Here is a 21,939-nt window from a genome sequence, read left to right as displayed (position 1 = left end):
TTATGGATGACGGGAGGCCGGCGAGGTCGCCGTGGCCTGCTGTTGCTGGGTTGCCGCATCGGCCTGGAAGCCGCCGCCGAGGGCCTGCATCAGCAGGATCGAGCGGTCGATGCGTTCGGCGTTGAGTTCGGCCAGCTGGCGCTGGGCCTGCAGCAGTTGCTGCTCGATGCTCAGCACGTCGAGGAAGTTGCCGATGCCGGAGCCGTAGCGCTGCATCACCGTGTCGTAGGACTGCTGGGCGACATCGGCGGCGCGCTGCTTGGCGGCGACCTGCTCGCCGAGGGCGCGAAGCTGGTCGATGCTGTCGCTGACTTCGCCGAGGGCGTTGACCAGGCTCTTGTTGTACTGGGCCACGGCGAGGTCGTAGTCGGCGTCGCGGGCATCCAGGTCGGCACGCAGGCGGCCGCCATCGAAGATCGGCAGCGACACGGTCGGGGCGATGCTGAGGAAGCGACTCGGCGCGCCGAAGATCGCATCGCCCAGCAGCGCCTCGGTACCGGCGGCGGCGCTGAGGTTGAGGTTGGGGTAGAAGCGCGTCTTGCTGGCGTCGATCGACTTGCTCGCCGCCTCGACCCGCCAGCGCGCGGCCACCAGGTCGGGACGGCGGCCCAGCAGCTCGGCCGGCAGTACCGAAGGCAGCGCCACCGCACCAGGCTTGAGCACGCTGGGACGGGCGATCTGCCGGGCGCGGTCAGGGCCTTTACCAAGCAGCACGGCCAGGGCGATCTGCGCGCTGTGCAGTTGCTTGGCAGCAGCGATGGCCTGCTCCTCCGAGCTGGCGGCAAGGCTTTCGGTCTGTTGCAACTGGTAGTCGCTGTCGATGCCGGCGGCCAGGCGGCGCTTGCCCAGGTCGAGCATCTGTCGGGTGCGCTTGAGGTCTTCCTGGGTCAGGTCGTTGACGATATAGGCCTGGCCCAGCTGGCTGTAGGCCCGGGCCACGTCGGCGGCCAGGGTCAGGCTGGCCGCCTGGCGATCCACCTCGGCGGCGCGGGCCTGGCCCAGCGCGGCTTCCCAGGCGGCGCGCTGGCCGCCCCAGAGGTCGAAGGTGTAGTTGAAGTCGAGGCCGAGCTTGCGCACGGTCGAGTAAGTCCCGCCCTGCCCGCTCGGGTCCTGGTCGCGGGCCAGGCGCGCGCGGCTGACGCCAGCGCTGGCGTCCAGGGTCGGCATGCGTGCGGCATCCGCGGCGGACGCGGCGGCGCTGGCCTGGTGGGCACGGGCGCTGGCGATCTGCATGTCCGGACTGTCGCGCAGGGCTTCGCCGATCAGGCCATCCAGTTGGGCATCGCCGAGGCTGCGCCACCAGTCGGGTTGCGGCCAGGCGGCCGGCGACAGGGTGACGCCTTGCAGGGTCTGCTCGGCCTTGAGGTCGCTGGCGGCCAGGCGCTGGCCGCTGGTCGACAGACCATCGTAGCTGGCGCAGCCCGCGAGGCTCAGGGCGACGAACAGCAGGCTCAGGGTGGCCTTGTTCATTTCGCACCTACCCGCAGGGCGGTGACGCTGTCGCCGGCATTGATCAGGACCTTGGTCAGCAGGCTGGTAAGTGTTTCCAGCTCGCTCGGGTCGAGCACGCCGACCAGCTCATTCATCGCCTGGGCGCCGATTTCCGGCAGGCGATTGGCGAGTTTCTGGCCTTCCTGGGTCAGCGCAATGCGCACCTGGCGGCGGTCCTCGGGGCAGCGGCGACGCTCGATCAGGTCTTTCTGTTCGAGGCGGTCGAGCATGCGCGTCATCGAACCGCTGTCCAGGCTCAGGTAGCGGGACAGCTCGGCGGGGGTATCGACATCGAACTGGGCGACGATGATCAGCACCTTGAACTGCGCGGCGGTGACGCCGAAGGGTTCGAGGTGGTGGTCGAGAATGCGGTCCTTGACCAGCGCGGCGCGGCCCAGGAGCAAGCCGATGGTGCAGGTCTGGAAGTTTTCCGGGGTGAAATGTTGCATCGGGGGAGAACCCTGCTTAGGCAGTGATGTAAGTAAATATGTCTGCTTAGGCAATGATTGTCCAGGCATTTGTTAGGTTGCTTGGTATTTTGCCGATAAAAGGCCGAGCGAAGTGGTCGGGTTTTAGGAAGGTATTGCCCGGGCGGAAGCGCCCGCCCGGGATAGCCTCAAGCGTGAGGCAGTGAACGTCTCAGGGCGTCGGTATCAAGTGCAGGCATTGCAATCAGAGCAACAGCTGGGCAAGCCTCGCACGCAAATTACCGTGCAGCGCTTCATCGTAGGGAGGCGCCGACTTCCAGTCGTAAAACCAGACCGGCATCTTGCGCTTGCCCTCCGGCTCACTGGCATAGCGGGGAAACACATGGCAGTGCAACTCGGGCTCGGAGTTTCCAAGGATTTCATAGTTCACGCGAAGCGCACCCGTGGCCTGAAGCAGCGCATCTCCCAGTCGGGCCATATCGAGCAGATAGGTCGCTCTCGCTTCGATGGTCAAATCGTTCAGGCTGGGAACGACAGGGTCTGGAAGCAACAGGCAGTACCCTTCGAGAAACTGCACATCACCCATGACCGCCCAGCCCGAGGGCATCCGGCAGATCACCTTGTCATTCGCGCCACGGCGCGCAAGTTCAACACGTTCTGTAATCAGGGACATTGGCTCAATCCACGATGAACAGTTTGGCACCGGTGCTGGTCGATGACCGGTGAGCTTCCGCCATGTCGCCAACCTGATAGCTCATGCCGGGCACCAGGGTGAAGACACGACCGTCCTCCAGCTCGGTATCGAGCTGGCCTTCAAGGCACAGCAGGATATGCCCTTTCTGGCACCAGTGGTCAGCCAGGTATCCAGGGGAATACTCAACGAGCCGCACACGGATATCGGCGAACTGGCGAGTGCGCCACCACCTCTCCTGCGTGGGCGGTGGCCTCGATTGTCGACCAGTCGGTGGTCCCGAACGGAATGTCTGCCAGCTTCATCGATGCCTTCCTTTGTCCAAAGACCGGACCCTATCGGGACGGCCGCGTTATCGGTAGGCACAGATCGCTGTGGAATCAGCCATACACGCTCATTTCCCGCCAGCCTGTGTACCATCCGCCAAGGCTGATGCTGTCCGTTTCCCGCCCCTCAGAACGTGCCTTTCAACGTCACCATGTAGTTGCGCGGCTCACCGTAGTAGTTCCCGCCCGTACGGTCCCCGACCGTCGCGTAGTACACCTTGTCGAACAGGTTGTTGCCGTTGAGCGCCACTGCCCAGTGCTGGTCGATCTGGTATTGCACCCGTGCGCCCCAGATCGCGTACCCCGGCTGTTCGGTCTTGACCGTGCCGGAAAGCCTGGAGATATCGCTCTGCGCGTTGACACCAGCCCCCAGGCTCCAGCGGCTCGCGTCGCCGCTCAAGCCGTAGTCGGCCCAGGCGCGCAGCGAGTGACGCGGCACCAGGGTGTTGTAGGTGTCGCCATTGCCCACCGCCACGTTGGCGTTGCGCACCGGGCTCAGTGTTTCCGTTGCGGTATAGGTGTAGCCCGCCGTCAGTTGCAAGCGCTCGATCGGCGCACCAGTCAGTTCCATTTCCACGCCCTGGGCGCGGATCTTGCCGGAATCGACCGAGCACGAGGCGCAGATCGACTTGTCGTTCACCGCCACCGCCGCGTGTTCCTGGTAGGCGCGGAACAGGTTCAGCGAGCCATTGAGCGCGCCGTTGAACCACTCGCCCTTGATCCCAAGCTCGTAGTTCGTGCCGGTCTTGGGTTCGAGGACCTTGCCGTCGGCATCGGTGTAGGACTGCGGCTGGAAGATGTCGGCGTAGCTGGCATAGGCCGTGAGGTTGGGCGTCAAGTCGAACAGCACGGCAGCGAACGGCGTCACCTGGCCGGTCTCACGGCGTTCGTCGATCGGCGCCACGCCATAAGCATGGCTATCGTTGCTGTAGTGCCAGTCGCTGACCCGCCCGCCCAGCACCAGGGTCAAGGGCTCGGCCAGCTTCAGGCGCAGGTTGGCATAGGCGCCCTGTTGCTTGACCGTGGTCCGCGACGGATACGGCCAGCCACCGCGGTAGCTGTTGGCGATGATATAGCTGTCGCTCGGCTCGATGAAACGGGTCGGATTGAATACGTCGGAGCGCTGCTGCATGAAGGCCAGCGCCCAGAGGTCATGGCTGTGGGAGTAGCTGGTATTGGCGCCGACGGTCAGTTCGTGCTCCAGGCCCCAGGCGCGGAATTTGCCGTCCAGGTAGCCATCGAAGCCGTAGTCGACCGCATCGTAGTCGAACAGGCCGGCAATCGACTGGATCGACGAGGATGTCGCACCGGGGGTGACGTAGCCGACACCAATACCCTGCACGTACTTCATGTCCTGCTGGTTGTGGCTGTAGGCACCCGCCAGGCGCGCAGTCCAGTCGTCGTTCAGGCGGTGCTTCACATCGGCGAAGACCGAGGTGCGCTCGCTGTCCCAGTGGTTCCAGCTGGCGCCGAGGCAGGTCGAGCGCTTGAGCTTGATGTCCGAGCCGTCGCTGTAGCTCGGCAGGCCGCCAAAGCAGGGTGTGGCGTGGAGTTTTTCGTAAGCCAGGGCGATGCCGGCGGTGGTGTCGTCCGAGAAGTCATAGTCCAGCGCACCGTAGGCCAGCTGGTCTTCGCGCTTGCCATAGTCGTAGAAGTAACGACGCTTCTGCTCGGCGACCACGGCCCGGCCGCGCAGGGTGCCCGCCGCATTGAGCGGACCGCCGACATCGACCTGGCTGCGGTAGTTGTCCCAGGTCCCGCCCGACAGCGTCACGCTGGCGGTGGGGCTGGCCTGGCCGCGCTTGCGCACGAAATTGACGGCGCCCGCCGGCGTACCGGCGCCTTGCAGCATGCCGGCGGCGCCGCGCAGCAACTCCACCTGCTCGTAGAACGCCATGTCGCCGCTGAAGCTGTTGGCCTGCACATAGCTGCCACCCACGTCCAGCGGGACGCCGTCGTACTGGAAAGGCGCGTCCATCTTGAAGCCACGGGAATAGAAATACTTGCCGCCCATGGGCGAGCCCGAGACGGTGATGCCGGGCGTCTGCTCCATTACCTGGTCAATGGTGTTGAGGTTCTGGTCGTCCATGCGCTTGCGGGTCATGACCGTCACCGACTGCGGGGTTTCCTTGATGGAGTGTTCGCCCTTGCCGATGCCGATGCTACGTGCCGTGTAGGAGGTGCCGGGCTCGACCGTCGGATACAGGGCACCGGTGACGTTGGTGGCGCCCAGTTCGAGGGTGTTGCCCTCCAAGGCGCGCAGGCGGTACTGATGCGCACCCGTCATCTCGGCGGTGAGACCGGTCTGGGAGAGCAGCATGGCGAACCCTGCATCGACGTCGAAACTGCCCTGCAGGCCCTGGCTGCTGCGCCCTTCGGCGAGCTCGCTCAAACCTACCAGGTACACCCCCGACTCTGCGGCGAAGCGTGACAACACCTGGCTCAAGGGCCCGGCAGGAATCGCGTAATGCTGGCTGGCGGCGTAGACGCTCGAAGGCGCGATGGCAACCGAGGCAGCCGCAAGGCTGGCCAGGCAGACGGAAAAGCTCAGCCGTGCAGAAAACGGCGCGCGGAGTGGACGGTGCATCATGTGTTCCTTGTCCCGATGGGCGAAATGGATGTGCTGTCATCCCTTAACCCGGCGAGGCGATGAAAAGCGGAACCACGCATGCAGGAAATTTCAGTTATCAGTCGGACCGACCGTCGTCCACCACGGCAGTCGTCGCTCGACACGGATCGGCAGCGATGAGCCAAGCATCGCCAGGGCGCTGTCGAAATCCAGCAGCGGCAGGTTGCCGAACACCTTGAGCCGGGCCACTTGCGGGCTGACCGAAATGTAGCCGTGGTGGTAGCGCGACAGTTCGTCCAGCACCTCGCCCAGTTCGATATCCGCCGCCACCAGCATGCCTTCGGTCCAGGCCTGGCGGGCCAGGTCGGCACGGCCCGGAGCCTCCAGTCGATGCGTGCCGAAGGACTGTTGCTGACCTGCCGCGATCACCCGGGTCTCGCCCGTGCCTGGCAATGTCACCTCTACCGCACCCGCGAATACCGAGAGCAAGGTGCTGTCGTCGCCCACCCGCACGCTGAAGCGCGTGCCCAGGGCACGCATCCGGCCGTGGGCGGTACGCACGATGAAGGGTCGCTGGGCGTCGTGAGCGGTGTCGACCAGGATTTCGCCTACGAGCAAGTGCACCTTGCGGCTCCTCCTGCTGAAGGCGACATCGAAGGCCGTACGGGTGTTTAGCCAGACGTGGGTACCGTCGGCCAGTTGCACGGACTTCAACTCACCGGTACCGCTGCGATAGTCGGCGACCCATTCCGCCCCCCAGAGTGGCAAAGGGGTCAGGCGCCAACTGGCCCACAGCACACCCGCGCCGGCCAGCGCGGCGAAGCAGCGCAGCGCCGCCCGCCGGCGCACCCGCTGGTGTGCACCGAGCAGGCTGTCTGCGGTGCTGCGGCGCTCGGCCAGTTGCTGCAATGGCTCGAAGCGCTGGCTGATGCCACGCACGGCTTCCCAGGCCACGCGATGCATGGGGTCGGCAGCCAGCCAGTGTTGCCAGTCCTGTTGTCGGGCCGTGTCGGCGACGCCGCAGCGCAACTCCGCGTACCACTCGGCCGCTTGCTCCAGGACCTCGAAAGGCGGTTGCCGGGTCATGTCAGGCGTCTGCCTCGCCGCACAACGCCGTGACGTCTGCGGCCACTTCCAGTTGCAGGCAACCGAGCATGGCCTTGGCCACGTATTTGCGCACCATGCGATCGGACACGCCGAGTTCGCTGGCTACCTCCTTGTCGGTCATCTGGCACACCACCGCCAGGACGAATGCCTGGGCGGCCTTGTGCGGCAAGCCGATCAGCATCTGCCCGACCTCCTGCAACGCCTGCAGCACGGCCGCGCAATGCTCGGCGGAAGCGGCGAAGCCTTGCGGCTGGGCCGCCACGGCATCCAGCCAGGCCTGCTCGATTTCGCGGCGCTGCCAGAGGTTGATGCACAGGCCATTGGCGATCTTGCGCAGGTAGCCACGGGCTGCCAGTCCATTGACGAAGGTGGGCTGCGTCGGTTTGAGCAACAACCTCAGGAACGCATCGTGGGCCAGGTCGGCGGCGTCGGCACTGCAACCCAGGCGCCGGCCCAACCACTGGCGCAGCCAAGAGTGGTGCTCGTTATAGAGATGATCGAATGAAGCGCACGGCGAGGTCGACATGGCGGAAGGGAACACCTGCGAATACATGACAAAAGACAATCATTATCATCGGCGTGCGATTATTGGTTGATCGGTTGAAGAATGCAACGTGCAGAACCGGGGCCTCCATCCACAAGCGACGCCATCGGGCACCCGCATTTGCCTGAGCCGCAGACACGTGAGTAGAATTGCAAATTATTATCAATCACGTACTTTCCGGGACGACGATGCGCAGCGACGAGACACTCGGTACCGCCGACCTGGGGCTGCTCTATCGCACCCACCACTCGTGGCTGCACGGCTGGCTGAGCCGGCGCGTCGGCTGTCACGAGCACGCTGCGGACCTGGCTCAGGACACCTTCGTGCGCCTGCTCAGGTCCCGCCAGTCCAGCCCCTTGCGTGAACCCCGTGCCTACCTGAGCAGCATCGCCCGCGGGCTGATGATCGATCAGTATCGGCGTCGCGAACTCGAACGCGCCTACCTGGAAAGCATCCAGCTGCTGCCTGAACAGGAAATACCCTCGGAAGAAAGCCGTCGCTTGATCCTCGATGCGCTTGAGCGTATCGACCGCATGCTCGACCGGCTGAAACCGAGGACCCGCCAGGCCTTCCTGCTGGCCCAGATCGACGGCCTGAGCTGCCCGCAGATCGCCGAAAGACTGGGCGTTTCCCGGGCCACCGTGGAGCGCGACCTGGCCACTGCCCTGCAACATTGCTATCGCCTGCGCTATGCCGAGTCCTGAGTCGAAAGCCCTGGATCCGGCTGTTGTCGACCAGGCGATCCACTGGCTGGTGAGCCTGCGCTTCAACCACGCGGACGAACAGACCCGACGCCGATTCGAGCACTGGCTGCAGCAGCGCCCGGAGCATGCGTTGGCGTGGCGGCGGGTGGAAGGCCTCGGGGACGACTTCACCGGGCTCCCGCCGCAACTGGCCCGCAGCACTCTCAATGGCGCCCAGCGTGGCCTGCGTCGACGGGAAAGCCTCAAGCGCCTGGGCATGCTGGCCGCTGTGGGTACGGCGGCCTGGCTCAGCCGCGACTACACGCCCTTGCCGGCCCTGCTGGCCCAGCAGCACAGCGACACCGGCGAGCAACGACGCTTCCGGCTTGATGACGACAGCCTGGTCCAGCTCAACAGTGGCAGCGCGGTCGACAGCGATTTCGATGCCCGGCGACGCCTGGTCATCCTGCAGCGCGGCGAGATCATCGTGAATGTCGGCGTGGATGAACGTCCCTTCTGGGTGCGGACCCGCGACGGCCTCCTGCGCGCGCAGAGCAGCCGCCTGCTGGTGCGCGAGCGTGAAGACGGCACCCTGCTCGCCGTGCAGGGCGGCACGGTCGAGGTGTTTCCGGGACTCAGCCAACCCGTTGCCGGTGTCGAAAGCAGCCTCCAGGCCAGCAGCCAGTTGCTGTTCACCCCACGGGGCGCCCAGGCGTTCCGCGACAACGGCCTGGATGTCTGGAGCTGGGGCGACGGGGTAATCAGCGCCCACGAGATGCGTCTCGCCGACTTTGTCGAGGAACTGTCGCGCTACCGCCCCGGGGTGCTGCGCTGCGCCAGGGAAGTGGCCGATCGCCGGGTCTCCGGCACCTTCCAGCTGGCCGACAACGACCAGGTGCTGGCGCTGGTCGCGCAGTCGCTGCGCCTGCGGGTCGATTACCGGACCCGTTACTGGGTGACGCTGACGGCCGCCAGTTGAGCCTGTTTTCTCGAACGAAAAAATAATGAGGTGATTTCGCATTCTCGCTCGACCTGTAAGGAAGGCCGAAATACAGGCCAGTTTGCCGACCCCCTTCCACGGAGCGAGAACATGAGTTCGTCCCAGGTCCCACAGCGCCATCCCTTGAGCCGTGCCATGCACGCTGCCCTCCTGGGCTTGATCGTCAGCAGCCACGCGGTGCCGGCGCTGGCGCAAAATTCCGGCGCGGAGCCGCGCAACCAGGTCCAGCAATGGAACATCGCCGCCGGCCCGCTGGCCCCGGCGCTCGACCGCTTTGCCCGCGAGGCTGGAATCAGCCTGTCCTTCGATGCAGCGACCGTCGCCAACCGCACCACCCCGGGCGTAAACGGCAGCCTCGATACATCGACAGCGCTGTCATCGCTGCTGCAGGGCAGCGACCTGCAGGTCGAGCAGCAAGGCCCGAATGCCTACCTGCTGATCCCCCAATCGAAAGCCGCCGGCCCACTCGAACTCGACTCCACCGCGATCGACGACTACCGCCTGGCGCCGGTGATCGTCAATGCCAAGGTCAAGGTCAACGCAGACGACGACAGCAACTCGGTGGTCGCCAAGGAACTGTGGGTGGGCGGCAAGGTGGCCACCAGCATCCTCAACACCCCCGCCTCGGTGTCGGTGGTGACCAACAAGGAGATGGAACAGCGCAGCGTCAGCACCACGGAAGAAGCGCTGCTCTACACCCCGGGCGTGGTCAGCGACTTCTACGGTTCGGACGACCGCAACGACTACTTCCAGATCCGCGGCTTCCAGGCCACCACCTACCGCGACGGCCTGACCCTGAGCTCGATGCGCGGCGTGCGTGAAGACCCGTTCGCCTATGAGCGCATCGAGATCCTGCGCGGTGCCAACTCCACGCTGTTCGGCCCGGCCGATCCCGGTGGCTCGGTGAACTTCGTCACCAAGCAGCCGCGCTTCGAGCAGTCTGGCCAGGGCTATGTCACCTACGGCTCGTTCAACCATGTCGAGACCGGCATCGACGTCACCGATGCCCTGAACGGCAGCAAGACCGTGGCAGGCCGTCTCACCGCGAAGATGCAGAACAGCGACCGCGAGTACGACCACTCCCAGGACGACAACCGCTTCATCATGGGCGGCCTGACCTGGGCGCCGACGGACTACACCTCGGGCACGGTGATCCTCGACCACCTGAAGACCAAGAGCTCGCCCAACAGCGGCGGCTATCCGCTGGACAAGGAATACGACCGCAGCAAGTTCTTCGGCGAGCCCGGCTACAACTTCCACGATGTGGAGCGCACCAGCCTCAGCGGCAACGTGACCCATGACTTCGACAATGGCTTCGTGCTGCGCAGCAACCTGCGCTACAGCAAGCTGACCGACGACTATGGCTATGCCTACCTGAGCGACAGTGCCTCGCGGGTCGGCAGCGTGATTCCCCGCTTCGTGGTAGGTAAAGACAGCGATGCAGACCAGTTCAACGGCAACCTGATGCTGCAATACGATGCCCGCTTCGAGAACATCGACAGCAGCAGCCTGGTGGGGGTGGAATATCTCGACTCGTCGACCAAGGAAAGCTCCGTCTACAGCCCGACATCGTCCATCGACATCGCCAATCCGGTGTTCACTGGCGTTTCGCGCAACTTGGCCCCCTACTCTGTGGAAGAACGAGAGGCTACGACCAAAGCGGTATTCCTCCAGCAGAACCTGTCCTTCTACGAACGCTTCATCGTCACCGCAGGTGTGCGCAATGACTCCATGGACCTGTCCAGCAAGGAGACCGCCGGCGCTACACCGGTGAAGCAGACCGACAACTTCTCCGAAACCTCCTACCGTGGTGCGCTGACCTACATCGTCAACGACGAGGTATCCACCTACGTGAGCATGGTGGAGTCGGTCTCGCCGCCGCAGGTGGGCGTGACACCGCAGACCGGCCGGCAGTACGAAGTGGGCGTGAAGTACTCGCCGATGACCATGGATGCGATTTTCTCGGCAGCCGTATACGACCTGACCCAGGAGAACGTCACCATCGCCGTGGTGCTGCCGAACGGCGACATCGATCGGCAGACGGTGGGCGAGTCGCGCGCCCGTGGTCTCGATCTGGAAGCCAAGGCGCAACTGACCCAGGAGCTCAGCCTGGTGGGTGCCTATTCCTACATGAAGTCCGATGTCGTGCGCGGTTCGCTGAGAGATGGCACTTCGCTCAAGGGCAACGAGTTCACCGCGGCACCGCGACACACCGCTTCGCTGTGGAGCTACTACGACGTGCCCGGCACGGACGTGAGCGTCGGCCTGGGCGCGCGCTATGTCGGCGCCTACTACATGAATCCCGTCAATACCAACAAGACCGATGGCACCACCCTGTTCGACGCGGCCTTCAACTACAAGATCGCCAAGGGCACCGACCTGGCGCTGAACGTCAGCAACCTGTTCGATGAGCAGCATGTGGTGGGGTCGGGGACGGCGAACTACTACAACCCTGGGCGGGAGATCACGGCGAAAGTGAGTTACAGCTGGTAAGCCAGCGGTCTTCGAGGAAGCGCCGCAGACACTGTGGGAGCTGGCTTGCCAGCGATGGCGATGGTGAATTCACCGACGTAATCGCTGGCAAGCCAGCTCCCACAGGGTACGCGTTGCCCTCTCGACCTCTGTTATCTCAACTTCGCTGAGGTCCATGCAGCGACGTTTCCCCGCCCTTTTGATGCCCTTCCAGCCCCTTCACCAAAACGCACTTGCCAGAAATATATGGAAATACGTATATTCGACTTTCCATATGTACTGGTACCGCCATGATCACCCCGCCCGAAGTCTTCAAGAGCCTGTCCGATGAAACCCGCGCTCGCGCCACCCTGCTGATCGCCAGCCTGGGAGAACTCTGCGTCTGCGAGCTGATGTGCGCCCTGGACGACAGTCAGCCGAAGATCAGCCGCCATCTGGCCCAACTGCGCAGCAATGGCCTGCTGAAAGATCGCCGCCAGGGCCAATGGGTGTATTACCGCCTCGACCCGGAACTGCCCGCCTGGGTCCACGAGATGTTGCAAGTCACCTTGCAGGCCAACGCGCAATGGCTGGCCGACAACACCCTCCGCCTGAAGAACATGGATGGCCGCCCCGTTCGTGATTCCACCTGCTGCTGATCCTCATCAGGCACTGCGCCTGAGCCTCTGACTCTCCACCACGAAGTAAAGGAGCCCTCCATGCGAGTCCTGTTCATGTGCACGGCCAACAGCTGTCGCAGCATCCTCTCCGAAGCGCTGTTCAACCACCTGGCGCCGCCCGGTTTCGAGGCGGTCAGCTCGGGCAGTTTTCCCAAGGGACAGGTCCTGCCCCGCAGCCTGAGTACGCTGCAGCAGGCCGGCATTTCCATCGAGGGCCTGAGCAGCAAAGGCAACGAAGCGTTCGAAGACAATCCACCGGACATCGTCATCAGCGTGTGCGACAAGGCCGCCGGCGAAACCTGCCCGGTGTATTTCGGCCCGGCGCTGAAGTCGCACTGGGGGCTGGAGGACCCGTCCGAAATCGTAAGTGACGAGGCCTCGGTCAACGCCGCGTTCCTCGCCACCCTGGCTCGCATCGAGTCTCGCTGCCGAGCCTTCTTCGCTCTGCCCTTCGACAGCCTCGACCGTGCGCAGCTCAAGCATGAGCTGGACCGTATCGGAACGTTCTGAAAAGGAGGACAACATGTCCGAACAACTGCCCAACCTCGATCTCGCGCTGTTCGATTCGCAGCCAGCAACGATCCGGGCCAGCGAGCACAAACCGCGCATCCTGCTGCTGTATGGATCGACTCGCGAGCGCTCCTTCAGCCGCCTGCTGGTGGAAGAAGCCGCACGCCTGCTGGAGCATTTCGGTGCCGAGACGCGCACCTTCGACCCGTCGGGCCTGCCACTGCCGGACGATGTGCCGGTAGAGCACCCCAAGGTGCAGGAACTGCGTGACCTGGTGCAGTGGTCGGAAGGCCAGGTCTGGTGTTCGCCGGAGCGCCATGGGGCGATGTCCGCGGTGTTCAAGGCGCAGATCGACTGGATCCCCCTGGCCCTTGGCGCGGTGCGTCCCACCCAGGGCAAGACGCTGGCGGTCATGCAGGTGTGCGGTGGCTCGCAGTCGTTCAACGTGGTCAACCAGCTGCGCGTCCTTGGCCGCTGGATGCGGATGTTCACCATCCCCAACCAGTCTTCGGTGCCCAAGGCCTACCTGGAATTCGACGACGCCGGACGCATGAAGCCATCGCCGTACTACGACCGCGTGGTCGATGTGATGGAAGAACTGGTGAAGTTCACCGTCCTGCTGCGCGACCACCAGGCATGCCTGGTGGATCGTTACTCGGAGCGCAAGGAAAGCGCCGAGCAGCTATCGGCACGGGTGAACCATCGCTCGATCTGGGCCATCCGGGATCAGGTCTGAGTATCGGCGGCCAGCTTCGCATGTGTCTCCAGTTCCTCGGCAATGAACGCCGCGATCATGGCCCGGTAGACCTGTTCCACCACCGCGGGTGAAGCGCCGGATTGCCCGGCCATTTCCCGAACCTTGCCGATGACCTGTTCGACACGCGCGGGCGCGCGCACGTCGTCGGTGGTTTTCTTGAAGCCCGCCGCTTGGGCCACGAACTGGCCGCGCCTGGCGAGCAATGCAACGAGGGAGCGGTCGATTTCATCGATGTGCTGGCGGACTTCGTCCAGCGAGGTGCAACGTACTTCCATTTGCCTGGTCTCCTTGTCTGGCTGCGCACTTGGGGCGGCGCCGTGGCCTCGCGTATTCTGCGTGGCCAGCCACCCGACTGACAACGCATGCAGCGCGGCCCAGGTAGGAGCTGTGTCAGCTCGCGAGATGTGTACCGCCCCTCAGTTCTCGTACCGCAACGTAACGGCAAAGTTACGCGGCTCCCCGTAGTAGTTCCCCAGGTTCGAGTTATAGATCGCGGCGTAGTATTTCTTGTCGAACACGTTGTCGAGGTTGAGTTGGGCGCTCAGATTCCGGTTGATCTGGTAGCTCGCATTCAGCCCCACCAGGTTGTAGGCGCCCTGCTCCACCGAGCCCTTGTAGACCTTGCTCTGATGGTAGAGATCGCCACCCACGCGCCAGTCGCTCAAGTCGCCAGGCAGGCGATAGCTGCTGGCCAGTTTGAACAAGCGCCGGGGAGCGGTTTCAGAGGCATAGTCAGTACCTTTACGCGCCCCGCCCACATACTCGGGATGGCTATAGGTGTATCCCACCACCGCATTCCAGCCCTTGAGAATCTCACCCGAAGCTTCGACCTCGAACCCGCGGTTACGCACCTTGCCGCCTTCCTCGTAGCAGGTCGAGGTCCGGCCCGGCCCGCAAATCCGCGCCGCACCGGTCACCGCCTGCGGCATATGGCTCTGATCGACCTGGAACACCGCCACCGAGGTATTGAGCAACCCGTCGTAGAACTCGTTTTTCAAGCCCACTTCATAGTTGCTGCCGGTGATCGGGTCGAGCAGCTTGTTGGTGATGTCGTAGTTGTTCTGAACCTGGTAGATCTCGGTGTAACTGGCATAGACAGAGGTGCTGTCGGTCAGGTCGTAGACCACGCCAGCATAGGGAATGACCTTGCCGTTCTCCTTGAAGCGGTCTTCATAGTCAGCGGACTCGTAGTCCACCCAGCTGAAGCGACTGCCCAGGATCACATGCAGCTCGTCGGAGGGATTCAACCGGGTGGCGGCATAGAACCCTTTGTCCTTGCGCACGTTGCGGTACTGGATGCGCTCGTAGCCGTAGCTGGGCGAGACCACCTGCGAAGGGGAGAAATCGAGAATGTCGACCACGCTCGGGTTGTTGTTGTAACGCGATTCGTTGATGAACCGGTCCTTGCGTGCGTTGGCGCCGAACACCAGTTCGTGGCGCTGGCCCAGCAGGTAGAACGCGCCGTTCAGTGCCGCGTCGATGCTGATCTGCTCGTCGTCGTACTTGGTGTCGTTGGTGAACAGGCGGAACTGGTCATTGCCGATGTTGTTGCCGTAGAGCCCGAGGAAGTCCGCGTTCGACCAGGACAGGTTGGTATTGACCGTCAGTTTCCAGTCATCGTTGAACCCGTGCCTGATGTCGGCGAAGACCGTGCGATTGATCTTGTTCAGATGCGCCCAGCTCGGCGCAAAGGAGCTGGAGCGCGAGAGTGGATAGAAGCTGCCATCGAGTTGGGTCGGCAGGCCGCCCCAGTCATAGCCACCGTGATAGTCCTTTTGCAGCACGGTTCCGAGGCTGAGGGTGGTGGACTCGCTCAAGTCGGCTTCACCAATGGCGTAGAACAGCTGGTTCTCCTTGTCGGCACGGTCCACGAAGCTGTTGCCGCCGTTGTACAGCAGCACCGCCCTGCCACGCAGGGTGCCCTGTTCGTTCAGCGGCCCGCCCACGTCGATCTGGCTGTGGTAGTTGTCCCAGGAGCCTGCGCCGATTTCGGCCTTGAGCTGGTAGGTGTCCGTCGGGCGCTTGCGCACCAGGTTGATGGCTGCCGAGGGATTGCCCGCGCCCTGCCTCAGGCCGTTGGCCCCACGCACGAACTCCACGCGGTCATAGATGGCCATGTTGTTCACCGAGGTCACGTCCATCGAGTAGCTTTCGGAAATGCTGGTGGGCACGCCGTCGTATTGCAGGTCGTTGACCTGGAAGCCGCGGGAGAAATAGCGCGAGCGCTCGGTGCCGAAATCCTTGGCGGTGTTGATACCGGTGGCCGCCCTGGCGACGTCTTCCAGGGACTGCATGTTCTGGTCGTCCATCTGCTGGCGCGTGACGACGCTGACCGACTGCGGTGTTTCCCGCAGGGAGAGGTTCATCCGCGTGGCGGTGCTGGTGCTGCCGGTGGTGTAGGACTTCGAGCCCTCGGTGGTCTCGCCCAGCCCGGCGCCAGTCACGTTGGTCGGCCCCAGTTCCAGGCTGCCGTCGGTGCTGGCAGCAACCAGCACATAGCCACCGTTGGCCTGGCGCTGGGCCTGCAACCCGCTGTTGGCAAGCAGGCGCTGCAGGCCTTCTTCCACGGAATAGCTGCCAGACAGGCCGGGCGTGGTGAGTTGGCGGGTCTGTTCGGTATCGAACGACAAGGTAACCCCGGCCTGCACGCCGAAGCGGGTCAGCGCGGCGCCCAATGGACCAGCGGGAATCTGATAAGACGTGTTGGCTTGCGCCACGGCCGGGCTGGACAGCAAGGCCAGGCCGGACGCGCTGGCCAGGGTCAGGCCGAACAGGGCCGCACGGACCAGGCGGGCAAGTGGCGCGGGGGTGTCGAGGTGAAGCGGGAGCATTGAGTGATCCTTCCGTTGCTATGGCAGAAGTCGCTGTGATCGCGGCTTGTGTCATTGACGGACGAGAATGAAAATCAGCAAGGCGCCGCAGGATGTTTTTGCAAAAACCTCAAGCGGGCTCGACGCTGACCCAGTAACGCGTGAGATAGCGCACCCTGACCGGCAGGCTCTTGCCGAGGTTTTCCAGCACCGTGTCGGTGTCGTCGATGCGGAAGGTGCCGGAGATCTTCAGGTGTTTCACGGCGCTGGCACACCGCAGCACGCCGGGACGGTAGCGCCCCAGTTCGCTGATGAAGTCCCCCAGTCGCCAGCCATCCGCACTCAGCATGCCTTGCACCCAGGCGGCCGAATTGTCGGGCAAGGGGTGAATGCTATCCGTCGTGCTGTCGTCGAAACTCAGCTGTTGTCCGGCCTCCAGCCGTACGGGTTGCCCGAGAAGGTATTGCGGACGCACCTCCACCGCAGCCTCCAGTACGCCGACCTGGGTTCGCTGCTCCAGCTGGCGCACGCTGAAACGGGTGCCCAGGGCGCGCACGGTGCCGTTGGCGGTCTGCACGATGAAGGGACGCTGGGCCGGGTCCTTGGAAGTCTCGATCAGCACTTCGCCCTGGTACAAGCGGATCAGGCGCATGCCCGAGTCGAAGCAGATATCCACCGCACTGCCAGCGTTCACGTGCAATTGCGAACCGTCGTCCAGCCGCAGCGACTTGCGTTCGCGCACGCCGGTGCGCTGCTGGGCAAGCAGCGCCTGGTACGGCAACTGCTCGGTCGCCAGCCATGTGGTACCACCAGCAGCCAGCAACAGGCCAAGCAACTTGAGCACCTGGCGCCGCTGCGCCTGTGCTGCGCCGAGGCTGGAAAGTGCTGCCTCCTGGGGAATGCGCGCCCATTGCGCTTGCAATTTCTCCACCCGCGCCCAGGCCGACGCGTGCTCGGGGCTTGCCTCCAGCCAGCTTTGCCAGGCCCGGTTGCGGGCTTCGTCGCTGGCGCCGTCGTTGAGCTGCACATACCAGCTGGCAGCGGCCTCCAGCACCTTGAGGTCGGGGTTGCTCACGGGCTTTCGACCAGCAGCAGGCAGCGGGTCATGGCCCGGGTCAGGTGGTTTTTCACCGTGGTGACCGAGACCTCGAAGCGCTCGGCGACGGCACCGTAGGCCAGTCCCTCCAGTTGCACGGCAAGAAAGATGTCGCGGGTACGCGGGCCAAGCTCATCGAGCAAGCTGTCGACCTGCATCAGCATTTCGATGATCGACAGCCGCACCTCAGGCGACACCTCCACCGGCTCGGGCCGCTGCGCCAGCGCGAACAGGTACGCCTGCTCGATGGCACGGCGACGGGACTTGTCGATCAGCAGGGAGCGGGCGATGGCGCTCAGGTAACCGCGCGGCTCGCGAATCGGCAGTTCGGTGCGGGCGGTCATCACCCGCACAAAGGTGTCCTGGGCCAGGTCGGCGGCATCGGCCGTGTTGCCAAGACGCCCCCGCAGCCAGCTTCTTAGCCAGCCGTTGTTTTCGCTATAGAGCTGATGAAGCGCCGCGGAGTCGAGCGTCGACATAGGAATGCAACCGATACACAAATGGGAATTTATCGCATTGTCGAGATACAAAGGGGTTTATGCAAGGGCCGCTCTCGCCGTCATCATGAGCTGAGCCTGGCGCGCCGGGCCACCTGACCGTTCTGCCAGTTGTGGTCCCGCACGGATATTGCTGCAATGGCTTCTCCACGCCGCGCGTCGTCCGCAGCTCCCGCTTCCATCAATCCCCCTGATGATTACTATCGAACCGCCCGCCTGTCGGATTCGCAAAAGCGACTTTTATAATTTCTGCCTTTACCCCTCCCCCGCCTACCCAGGCGCCCATCCTTGGAATCCGACAACATGCCAAGCGCCAGCCAGGCCGCCAGCGGCCTACCCGAAGAAAACCCACGCAGCCTCACCCAGCAGTGGCTCGCCATCCTTTCCGTCGCCATCGGTGCCTTCGCCTTGGTCACCAGTGAATTCCTCCCGGTCGGGGTGCTCAACGACGTCGCCGCCGACCTGGGCATCAGCGCCGGCCATGCCGGGCTGATGGTCACCCTGCCCGGGATCATGGCCGCCCTCGCCGCGCCGTTGCTGTCGGTGGGCATCGGCGCCATGGACCGTCGCTACCTGCTGGTCGGCCTGACCCTGATCATGATCATCGCCAACGCCGTCGTGGCCTTCGCCGGCGATTTCAGCCTGCTGCTGTTCGGCCGCGTCCTGCTGGGTATCAGCATCGGCGGTTTCTGGGCCACCGCCATCGCCCTCAGCGGCCGCCTGGCACCGAAAGGCGTCGGTGTCGCCCAGGCCACCTCGATCATCATGGTCGGCGTGACCCTCGCCACCGTGCTCGGCGTGCCCGTCGGCACCTGGCTGAGCGGCCTGATGGGCTGGCGCATGACCTTCCTCGCCACCGCGCTGGTGGGCGTGCCGGTGCTGCTGGCGCAGGTGTTCCTGCTGCCCCGCCTGAACCCGGAAAAGGCCATTCGCATCAGCGACCTGCCGGCGCTGTTCATCAACCCGCAAGCCCGAATCGGCCTGATCGCGGTCCTGCTGATCGGCCTGGCGCACTTCGCGGCCTATACCTACGTTGCGCCATTCTTCAAGGAACGCGCAGGCTTCGACGGCCCGACCATCGGTTCGTTGCTGCTGCTCTACGGTATCGCCGGAGTCGCGGGGAACATCTTTGCCGGCTTCGCCGCCAACCGCAGCGTGCGCCACACCTTGCTGCTGGTGGCGCTGCTGATCGGCACCAGCACCTTCCTCTTCCCGCACTTCGCCACCCACCTCACCGGCGCGGCGATGCTGATCGGCCTCTGGGGCTTCGCCTTCGGCGCCTTCCCGGCCTGCGCCAGCATCTGGATGTTCGTGGTGGCGCCGAAGGACGTGGAACGCGGCATGCCGCTGTTCGTCGCGATGTTCCAGGTGATCATCGCCCTGGGCTCGTTCTTCGGCGGGCGGATCGTCGACCAGATGGGCAGCGCCGTGCTCATGAGCCTGGCCACGGCCCTGGTGGGCTGTGGTTTCGTCACGGTGCTGGTGCTGGGGCGCAAGGTCAACAACCGCCTGGCTGCCCAGACCTGCTAGGTTTTACGAAAAGTGCCTGCGCGACGATCAGGCTGCGTTGAAAACAGGCTCGGAATGCTCATTTACAACCAGTAAACTCCGCTTCCTCGCCTGTTTTCGCCTTGCCTGATCGCCGCTCGGCGACTTTTCGTAAAAACCTCAGGAAGGCGCGAAGGAACCTTCGCGCCGCAGTGAGTCAGGCCGGCACGCCGCTGTGGAAACGGAATTCCACGTCCGGCGAAAGGATCAGCTCGGCCTCGACCTCGCGCACCTTGTCCACGGTGCGCTGGATATCCTCGGCATCGCCGTACTGCAGGGCCAGCTTCAGGTAGCCCTGGTAGTGCCGCGCCTCGCTCTTGAGCAGGCCGTGGTAGAACTTGCCCAGTTCCTCGTCCAGATGCGGCACCAACGCGGCAAAACGCTCGCAGCTGCGGGCCTCGATAAAGGCACCGATCACCAGCGTGTCCACCAGCTTGGCCGGCTCATGGGCCCGGGCCACGCGGCGCAGGCCGGAGGCATAGCGACCGGCGGACACCGGGCGCAGCGGGATCTTGCGGCGCTTCATCAGACGCAGCACCTGCTCGTGATGGACCAGTTCCTCGCGGGCCAGGCGCGACATCATGTTGATCAGGTCGATATGCGCGTTGTACTTGGCGATCAGGCTGAGGGCGGTGCTGGCGGCCTTGAACTCGCTATTGTCTGCGGTGTACCTACCAACCGTGGGACCAAGTGAAATTAAAATGCTTGAATGTTTAGAAACTGGATTTTTCGTGGTGTAATTTAGACATAAAAGGCACCACCCGAACTCAACCAAACAACTTTACAACGAAGGACAATTGATGCCCTACGCAGTTGGCTATGCGCGCTTTTCTAGTATCAAACAAGGCAAAGGTACAAGTCTAGCCCGTCAAAAAGAACTGATTGCAGAATGGATAAACAACAACAAAGAATACCAAATATACCCGAAAACCTTCCAAGACCTGGGCCGATCAGCTTCAAAGGGTGATCACCTGAAACATGGCTTCGGGAAGTTGTTGCAAGCTATTGAGCAGAAAGAAATAGGAGAAGGAGACGTCATCCTCGTTGAAGCAATCGATAGGATCGGCAGGCTACCCGAACTGCAAATGTTCTCCCTAATCAACGAAATCATCAAGTCAAAGGTCAAGATCGTAACATTAGAAGATGGAGTAACGTACGGACCTGACATCAAGACAGATCAAATATGGACTCTTCTCGGGAAAGTCCAGCAGGCTTTCCATTACAGCCAATCTTTATCTAAGCGCATCAGTGCAAGTTATCGAAGACGCGAAGAAATCGCCAAAACTGGAATCATTCCCAGACGCAGAACCCCCATATGGTTAACATCTGATGGCAAACTCAAAGACGGTATAGCTTCCGCAATGAAGGATGCATTTGAAGACGCCTTGGCAGGGCTTGGCGAAAGAAGAATTCTTAGAAACTTGAAAGACAAACATTCGGCATTTGAACGTATAAACCCCAGCACCATCAGGCGATGGCTCACAAACAAGACAGCAATTGGATACTGGAAAGAACACAAAATCTACCCAGCCGTTGTTTCTGAAGAGCTGTTCTATCAGGTACAACAACGGTTCGAGGATGAATACAAACCGGCCACAGCCCCACGCACCTATTTCCTTTCAGGGCTCATTAAGTGCGGTGAGTGCGGCGCAAACATGCAAATTAAAGTAAACAAACACAGTCCATTCTCGATGCACTGTAGCACCAGATGCAAATTTGGTGACGCTCGATGCCCAAACGGGAAATCGTTTCCAGTGCCAGTTCTTATGCACATCTGCCAAGACACCGCGACATCAGCAGTGGAAACAGCCATGCAAAGAACCCAACTTACCACTCAAAGAAAAGAAATCATAGTAATTGATGGAAAGCTTCGGGAAGCAACAAAAATCATTGAAAACCTGACGCACCTACAAGCGCTTCACGGTGTTGTACCTGAACTCAATCAACAACTCACGATCGCTATCGAAAACCGCAGGACACTTGACAATAAAAAGCTGCTATTAAACATCGAGCTCGAAGAAAATCATTGCAGGTACGAAGAGGCATGGGACTACCAATACGAACTAATCGAAGACAACCCAATGCGTCTAAACGCATTACTCCAGAGTGCAAACTACAATCTAACCTGTTTTAACGACGGACGAATCAAAGCCAACACTACTGGAAATGAATTCAGCTCTTCAAGATACGCTGGGTACGACCGAAAAAAGCAAGCATACAAAGTGCTAGTTGGTGACACGATGAAATACATTTTCAATCAGCAGGGAACCATAGCACTCGGACGAGCGGCGACGCTCCGAAAGATGCTTGAAGGACAGAGGCCAGCTCAGCTAGAACAACAGGAAGGCCTGGACAGCACAGAATGTGAAATCATCGATTTCTTTAAAACCATTCCAATGTAGAGATAAAAGAAACCACGACCGCTCTGGAGCATGACTTACAAAGTACCAGATCAAACCCAAACGCCTACAGGCTGCGGCTTACACGCCTTCCCAACCCTATGATCTTTAATTCTCTTTCTGAAGAGGGACAACCTAATCAAGAAACGAATACAGAGACAAGAATAAGTAAAAAGAAATGACATTCAGAAGACGAAAGACCATCATCCAAGATCGATTCAAAGATTCCAAAATCAAGTGCGACCCAGCACATCCAACATACGAAAACATTCTAGGGAAACTCTGAAGAGGGCTTCCAGCTTTGGCAGAATGCCTGATCTCAACCGCAGAGACGCCTGATGAAGCAGATGAC

18 protein-coding genes and 2 pseudogenes are annotated in these 21,939 nt (G+C 62.3%); 8 read left to right on the top strand and 12 right to left on the bottom strand.

Translation table 11 applies throughout. The features are described 5' to 3' along the window. The 7 genes and pseudogenes from V0R59_RS15485 to V0R59_RS15455 form a co-directional block, all read right to left on the bottom strand. Complete coding sequence (locus V0R59_RS15485) at positions 1–1,470, bottom strand: efflux transporter outer membrane subunit (protein ID WP_330075134.1); 1,470 nt, start codon at positions 1,468–1,470, stop codon at positions 1–3. After that, entirely contained in the window at positions 1,467–1,940 is a 474-nt protein-coding gene (locus tag V0R59_RS15480) for a MarR family winged helix-turn-helix transcriptional regulator (protein WP_330075133.1), read from the bottom strand. The genes V0R59_RS15485 and V0R59_RS15480 overlap by 4 nt, the downstream gene beginning before the upstream one ends. Before the next feature lie 223 nt (positions 1,941–2,163). Then, positions 2,164–2,592, bottom strand: coding sequence for an HIT family protein (locus V0R59_RS15475; RefSeq protein ID WP_330075132.1), 429 nt, complete (start codon positions 2,590–2,592; stop codon positions 2,164–2,166). Positions 2,593–2,596: 4 nt separating this feature from the next. Beyond that, positions 2,597–2,915 (bottom strand): annotated as a pseudogene (locus V0R59_RS15470) (DHCW motif cupin fold protein). A 148-nt stretch (positions 2,916–3,063) separates the two neighbouring features. Next, on the bottom strand, positions 3,064–5,523 hold the full coding sequence (locus V0R59_RS15465; protein ID WP_330075131.1) for a TonB-dependent siderophore receptor: 2,460 nt from the start codon (positions 5,521–5,523) through the stop codon (positions 3,064–3,066). 93 nt (positions 5,524–5,616) lie between these two features. Then, positions 5,617–6,591, bottom strand: coding sequence for a FecR domain-containing protein (locus tag V0R59_RS15460; RefSeq protein ID WP_330075130.1), 975 nt, complete (start codon positions 6,589–6,591; stop codon positions 5,617–5,619). Position 6,592: 1 nt separating this feature from the next. Beyond that, complete coding sequence (locus tag V0R59_RS15455) at positions 6,593–7,138, bottom strand: sigma-70 family RNA polymerase sigma factor (protein ID WP_330075129.1); 546 nt, start codon at positions 7,136–7,138, stop codon at positions 6,593–6,595. A gap of 206 nt (positions 7,139–7,344) precedes the next feature. Here V0R59_RS15455 and V0R59_RS15450 point away from each other — a divergent pair, with 206 nt between their 5' ends. From V0R59_RS15450 to arsH, 6 genes are all read left to right on the top strand, one after another. After that, the gene (locus V0R59_RS15450; RefSeq protein WP_330075128.1) at positions 7,345–7,860 is read left to right on the top strand and encodes a sigma-70 family RNA polymerase sigma factor; all 516 of its coding nucleotides are present in this window, start codon (positions 7,345–7,347) and stop codon (positions 7,858–7,860) included. Continuing rightward, entirely contained in the window at positions 7,847–8,818 is a 972-nt protein-coding gene (locus V0R59_RS15445) for a DUF4880 domain-containing protein (RefSeq protein WP_330075127.1), read from the top strand. The genes V0R59_RS15450 and V0R59_RS15445 overlap by 14 nt, the downstream gene beginning before the upstream one ends. 111 nt (positions 8,819–8,929) lie before the next feature. After that, positions 8,930–11,332 (top strand): TonB-dependent siderophore receptor, encoded by a 2,403-nt coding sequence (locus V0R59_RS15440; RefSeq protein WP_330075126.1) that lies wholly within the window; start codon positions 8,930–8,932, stop codon positions 11,330–11,332. A gap of 269 nt (positions 11,333–11,601) precedes the next feature. Beyond that, on the top strand, positions 11,602–11,949 hold the full coding sequence (locus tag V0R59_RS15435; protein ID WP_330075125.1) for a metalloregulator ArsR/SmtB family transcription factor: 348 nt from the start codon (positions 11,602–11,604) through the stop codon (positions 11,947–11,949). Between the two features lie 60 nt (positions 11,950–12,009). Next, complete coding sequence (locus V0R59_RS15430) at positions 12,010–12,480, top strand: arsenate reductase ArsC (RefSeq protein ID WP_330075124.1); 471 nt, start codon at positions 12,010–12,012, stop codon at positions 12,478–12,480. Positions 12,481–12,493: 13 nt separating this feature from the next. Beyond that, positions 12,494–13,216, top strand: coding sequence for an arsenical resistance protein ArsH (gene arsH / locus V0R59_RS15425; RefSeq protein WP_330075123.1), 723 nt, complete (start codon positions 12,494–12,496; stop codon positions 13,214–13,216). Here the strand turns inward: arsH and V0R59_RS15420 are convergent. The 4 genes from V0R59_RS15420 to V0R59_RS15405 all read right to left on the bottom strand — a co-directional run bounded on the left by V0R59_RS15420 (position 13,207) and on the right by V0R59_RS15405 (position 17,622). Beyond that, positions 13,207–13,512 (bottom strand): chorismate mutase, encoded by a 306-nt coding sequence (locus tag V0R59_RS15420; RefSeq protein WP_330075122.1) that lies wholly within the window; start codon positions 13,510–13,512, stop codon positions 13,207–13,209. The two genes, arsH and V0R59_RS15420, sit on opposite strands and share 10 nt — an antisense overlap. 141 nt (positions 13,513–13,653) lie before the next feature. Next, on the bottom strand, positions 13,654–16,068 hold the full coding sequence (locus V0R59_RS15415) for a TonB-dependent siderophore receptor (protein ID WP_330075121.1): 2,415 nt from the start codon (positions 16,066–16,068) through the stop codon (positions 13,654–13,656). 109 nt (positions 16,069–16,177) lie between these two features. Further along, on the bottom strand, positions 16,178–17,122 hold the full coding sequence (locus V0R59_RS15410) for a FecR domain-containing protein (RefSeq protein ID WP_330075120.1): 945 nt from the start codon (positions 17,120–17,122) through the stop codon (positions 16,178–16,180). After that, positions 17,119–17,622, bottom strand: a complete 504-nt coding sequence (locus V0R59_RS15405) for a sigma-70 family RNA polymerase sigma factor (RefSeq protein ID WP_330075119.1) — start codon at positions 17,620–17,622, stop codon at positions 17,119–17,121. Before V0R59_RS15405 ends, V0R59_RS15410 begins: the two co-directional genes overlap by 4 nt. 321 nt (positions 17,623–17,943) lie before the next feature. Between V0R59_RS15405 and V0R59_RS15400 the strand changes: the two genes are divergently transcribed. Next, positions 17,944–19,170 (top strand): MFS transporter, encoded by a 1,227-nt coding sequence (locus V0R59_RS15400; protein WP_330075118.1) that lies wholly within the window; start codon positions 17,944–17,946, stop codon positions 19,168–19,170. 175 nt (positions 19,171–19,345) lie between these two features. Here V0R59_RS15400 and miaE read toward each other — a convergent pair. Beyond that, positions 19,346–19,846: pseudogene (miaE, locus tag V0R59_RS15395) on the bottom strand (tRNA isopentenyl-2-thiomethyl-A-37 hydroxylase MiaE); the annotation flags it as partial. 142 nt (positions 19,847–19,988) lie between these two features. On the opposite strand from miaE, the gene V0R59_RS15390 reads away from it, so the two are divergent. Beyond that, a complete protein-coding gene (locus tag V0R59_RS15390; protein ID WP_330075117.1) occupies positions 19,989–21,590 on the top strand; it encodes a recombinase family protein in 1,602 nt (533 codons plus the stop codon). Positions 21,591–21,939: the final 349 nt, after the last annotated feature.

This window comes from Pseudomonas ulcerans (assembly GCF_036324125.1).
Taxonomy (GTDB): domain Bacteria; phylum Pseudomonadota; class Gammaproteobacteria; order Pseudomonadales; family Pseudomonadaceae; genus Aquipseudomonas; species Aquipseudomonas ulcerans.
The sequence above is the reverse complement of the archived record's forward strand: the minus strand, read 5'-3'. Positions and strand labels throughout refer to the sequence as shown.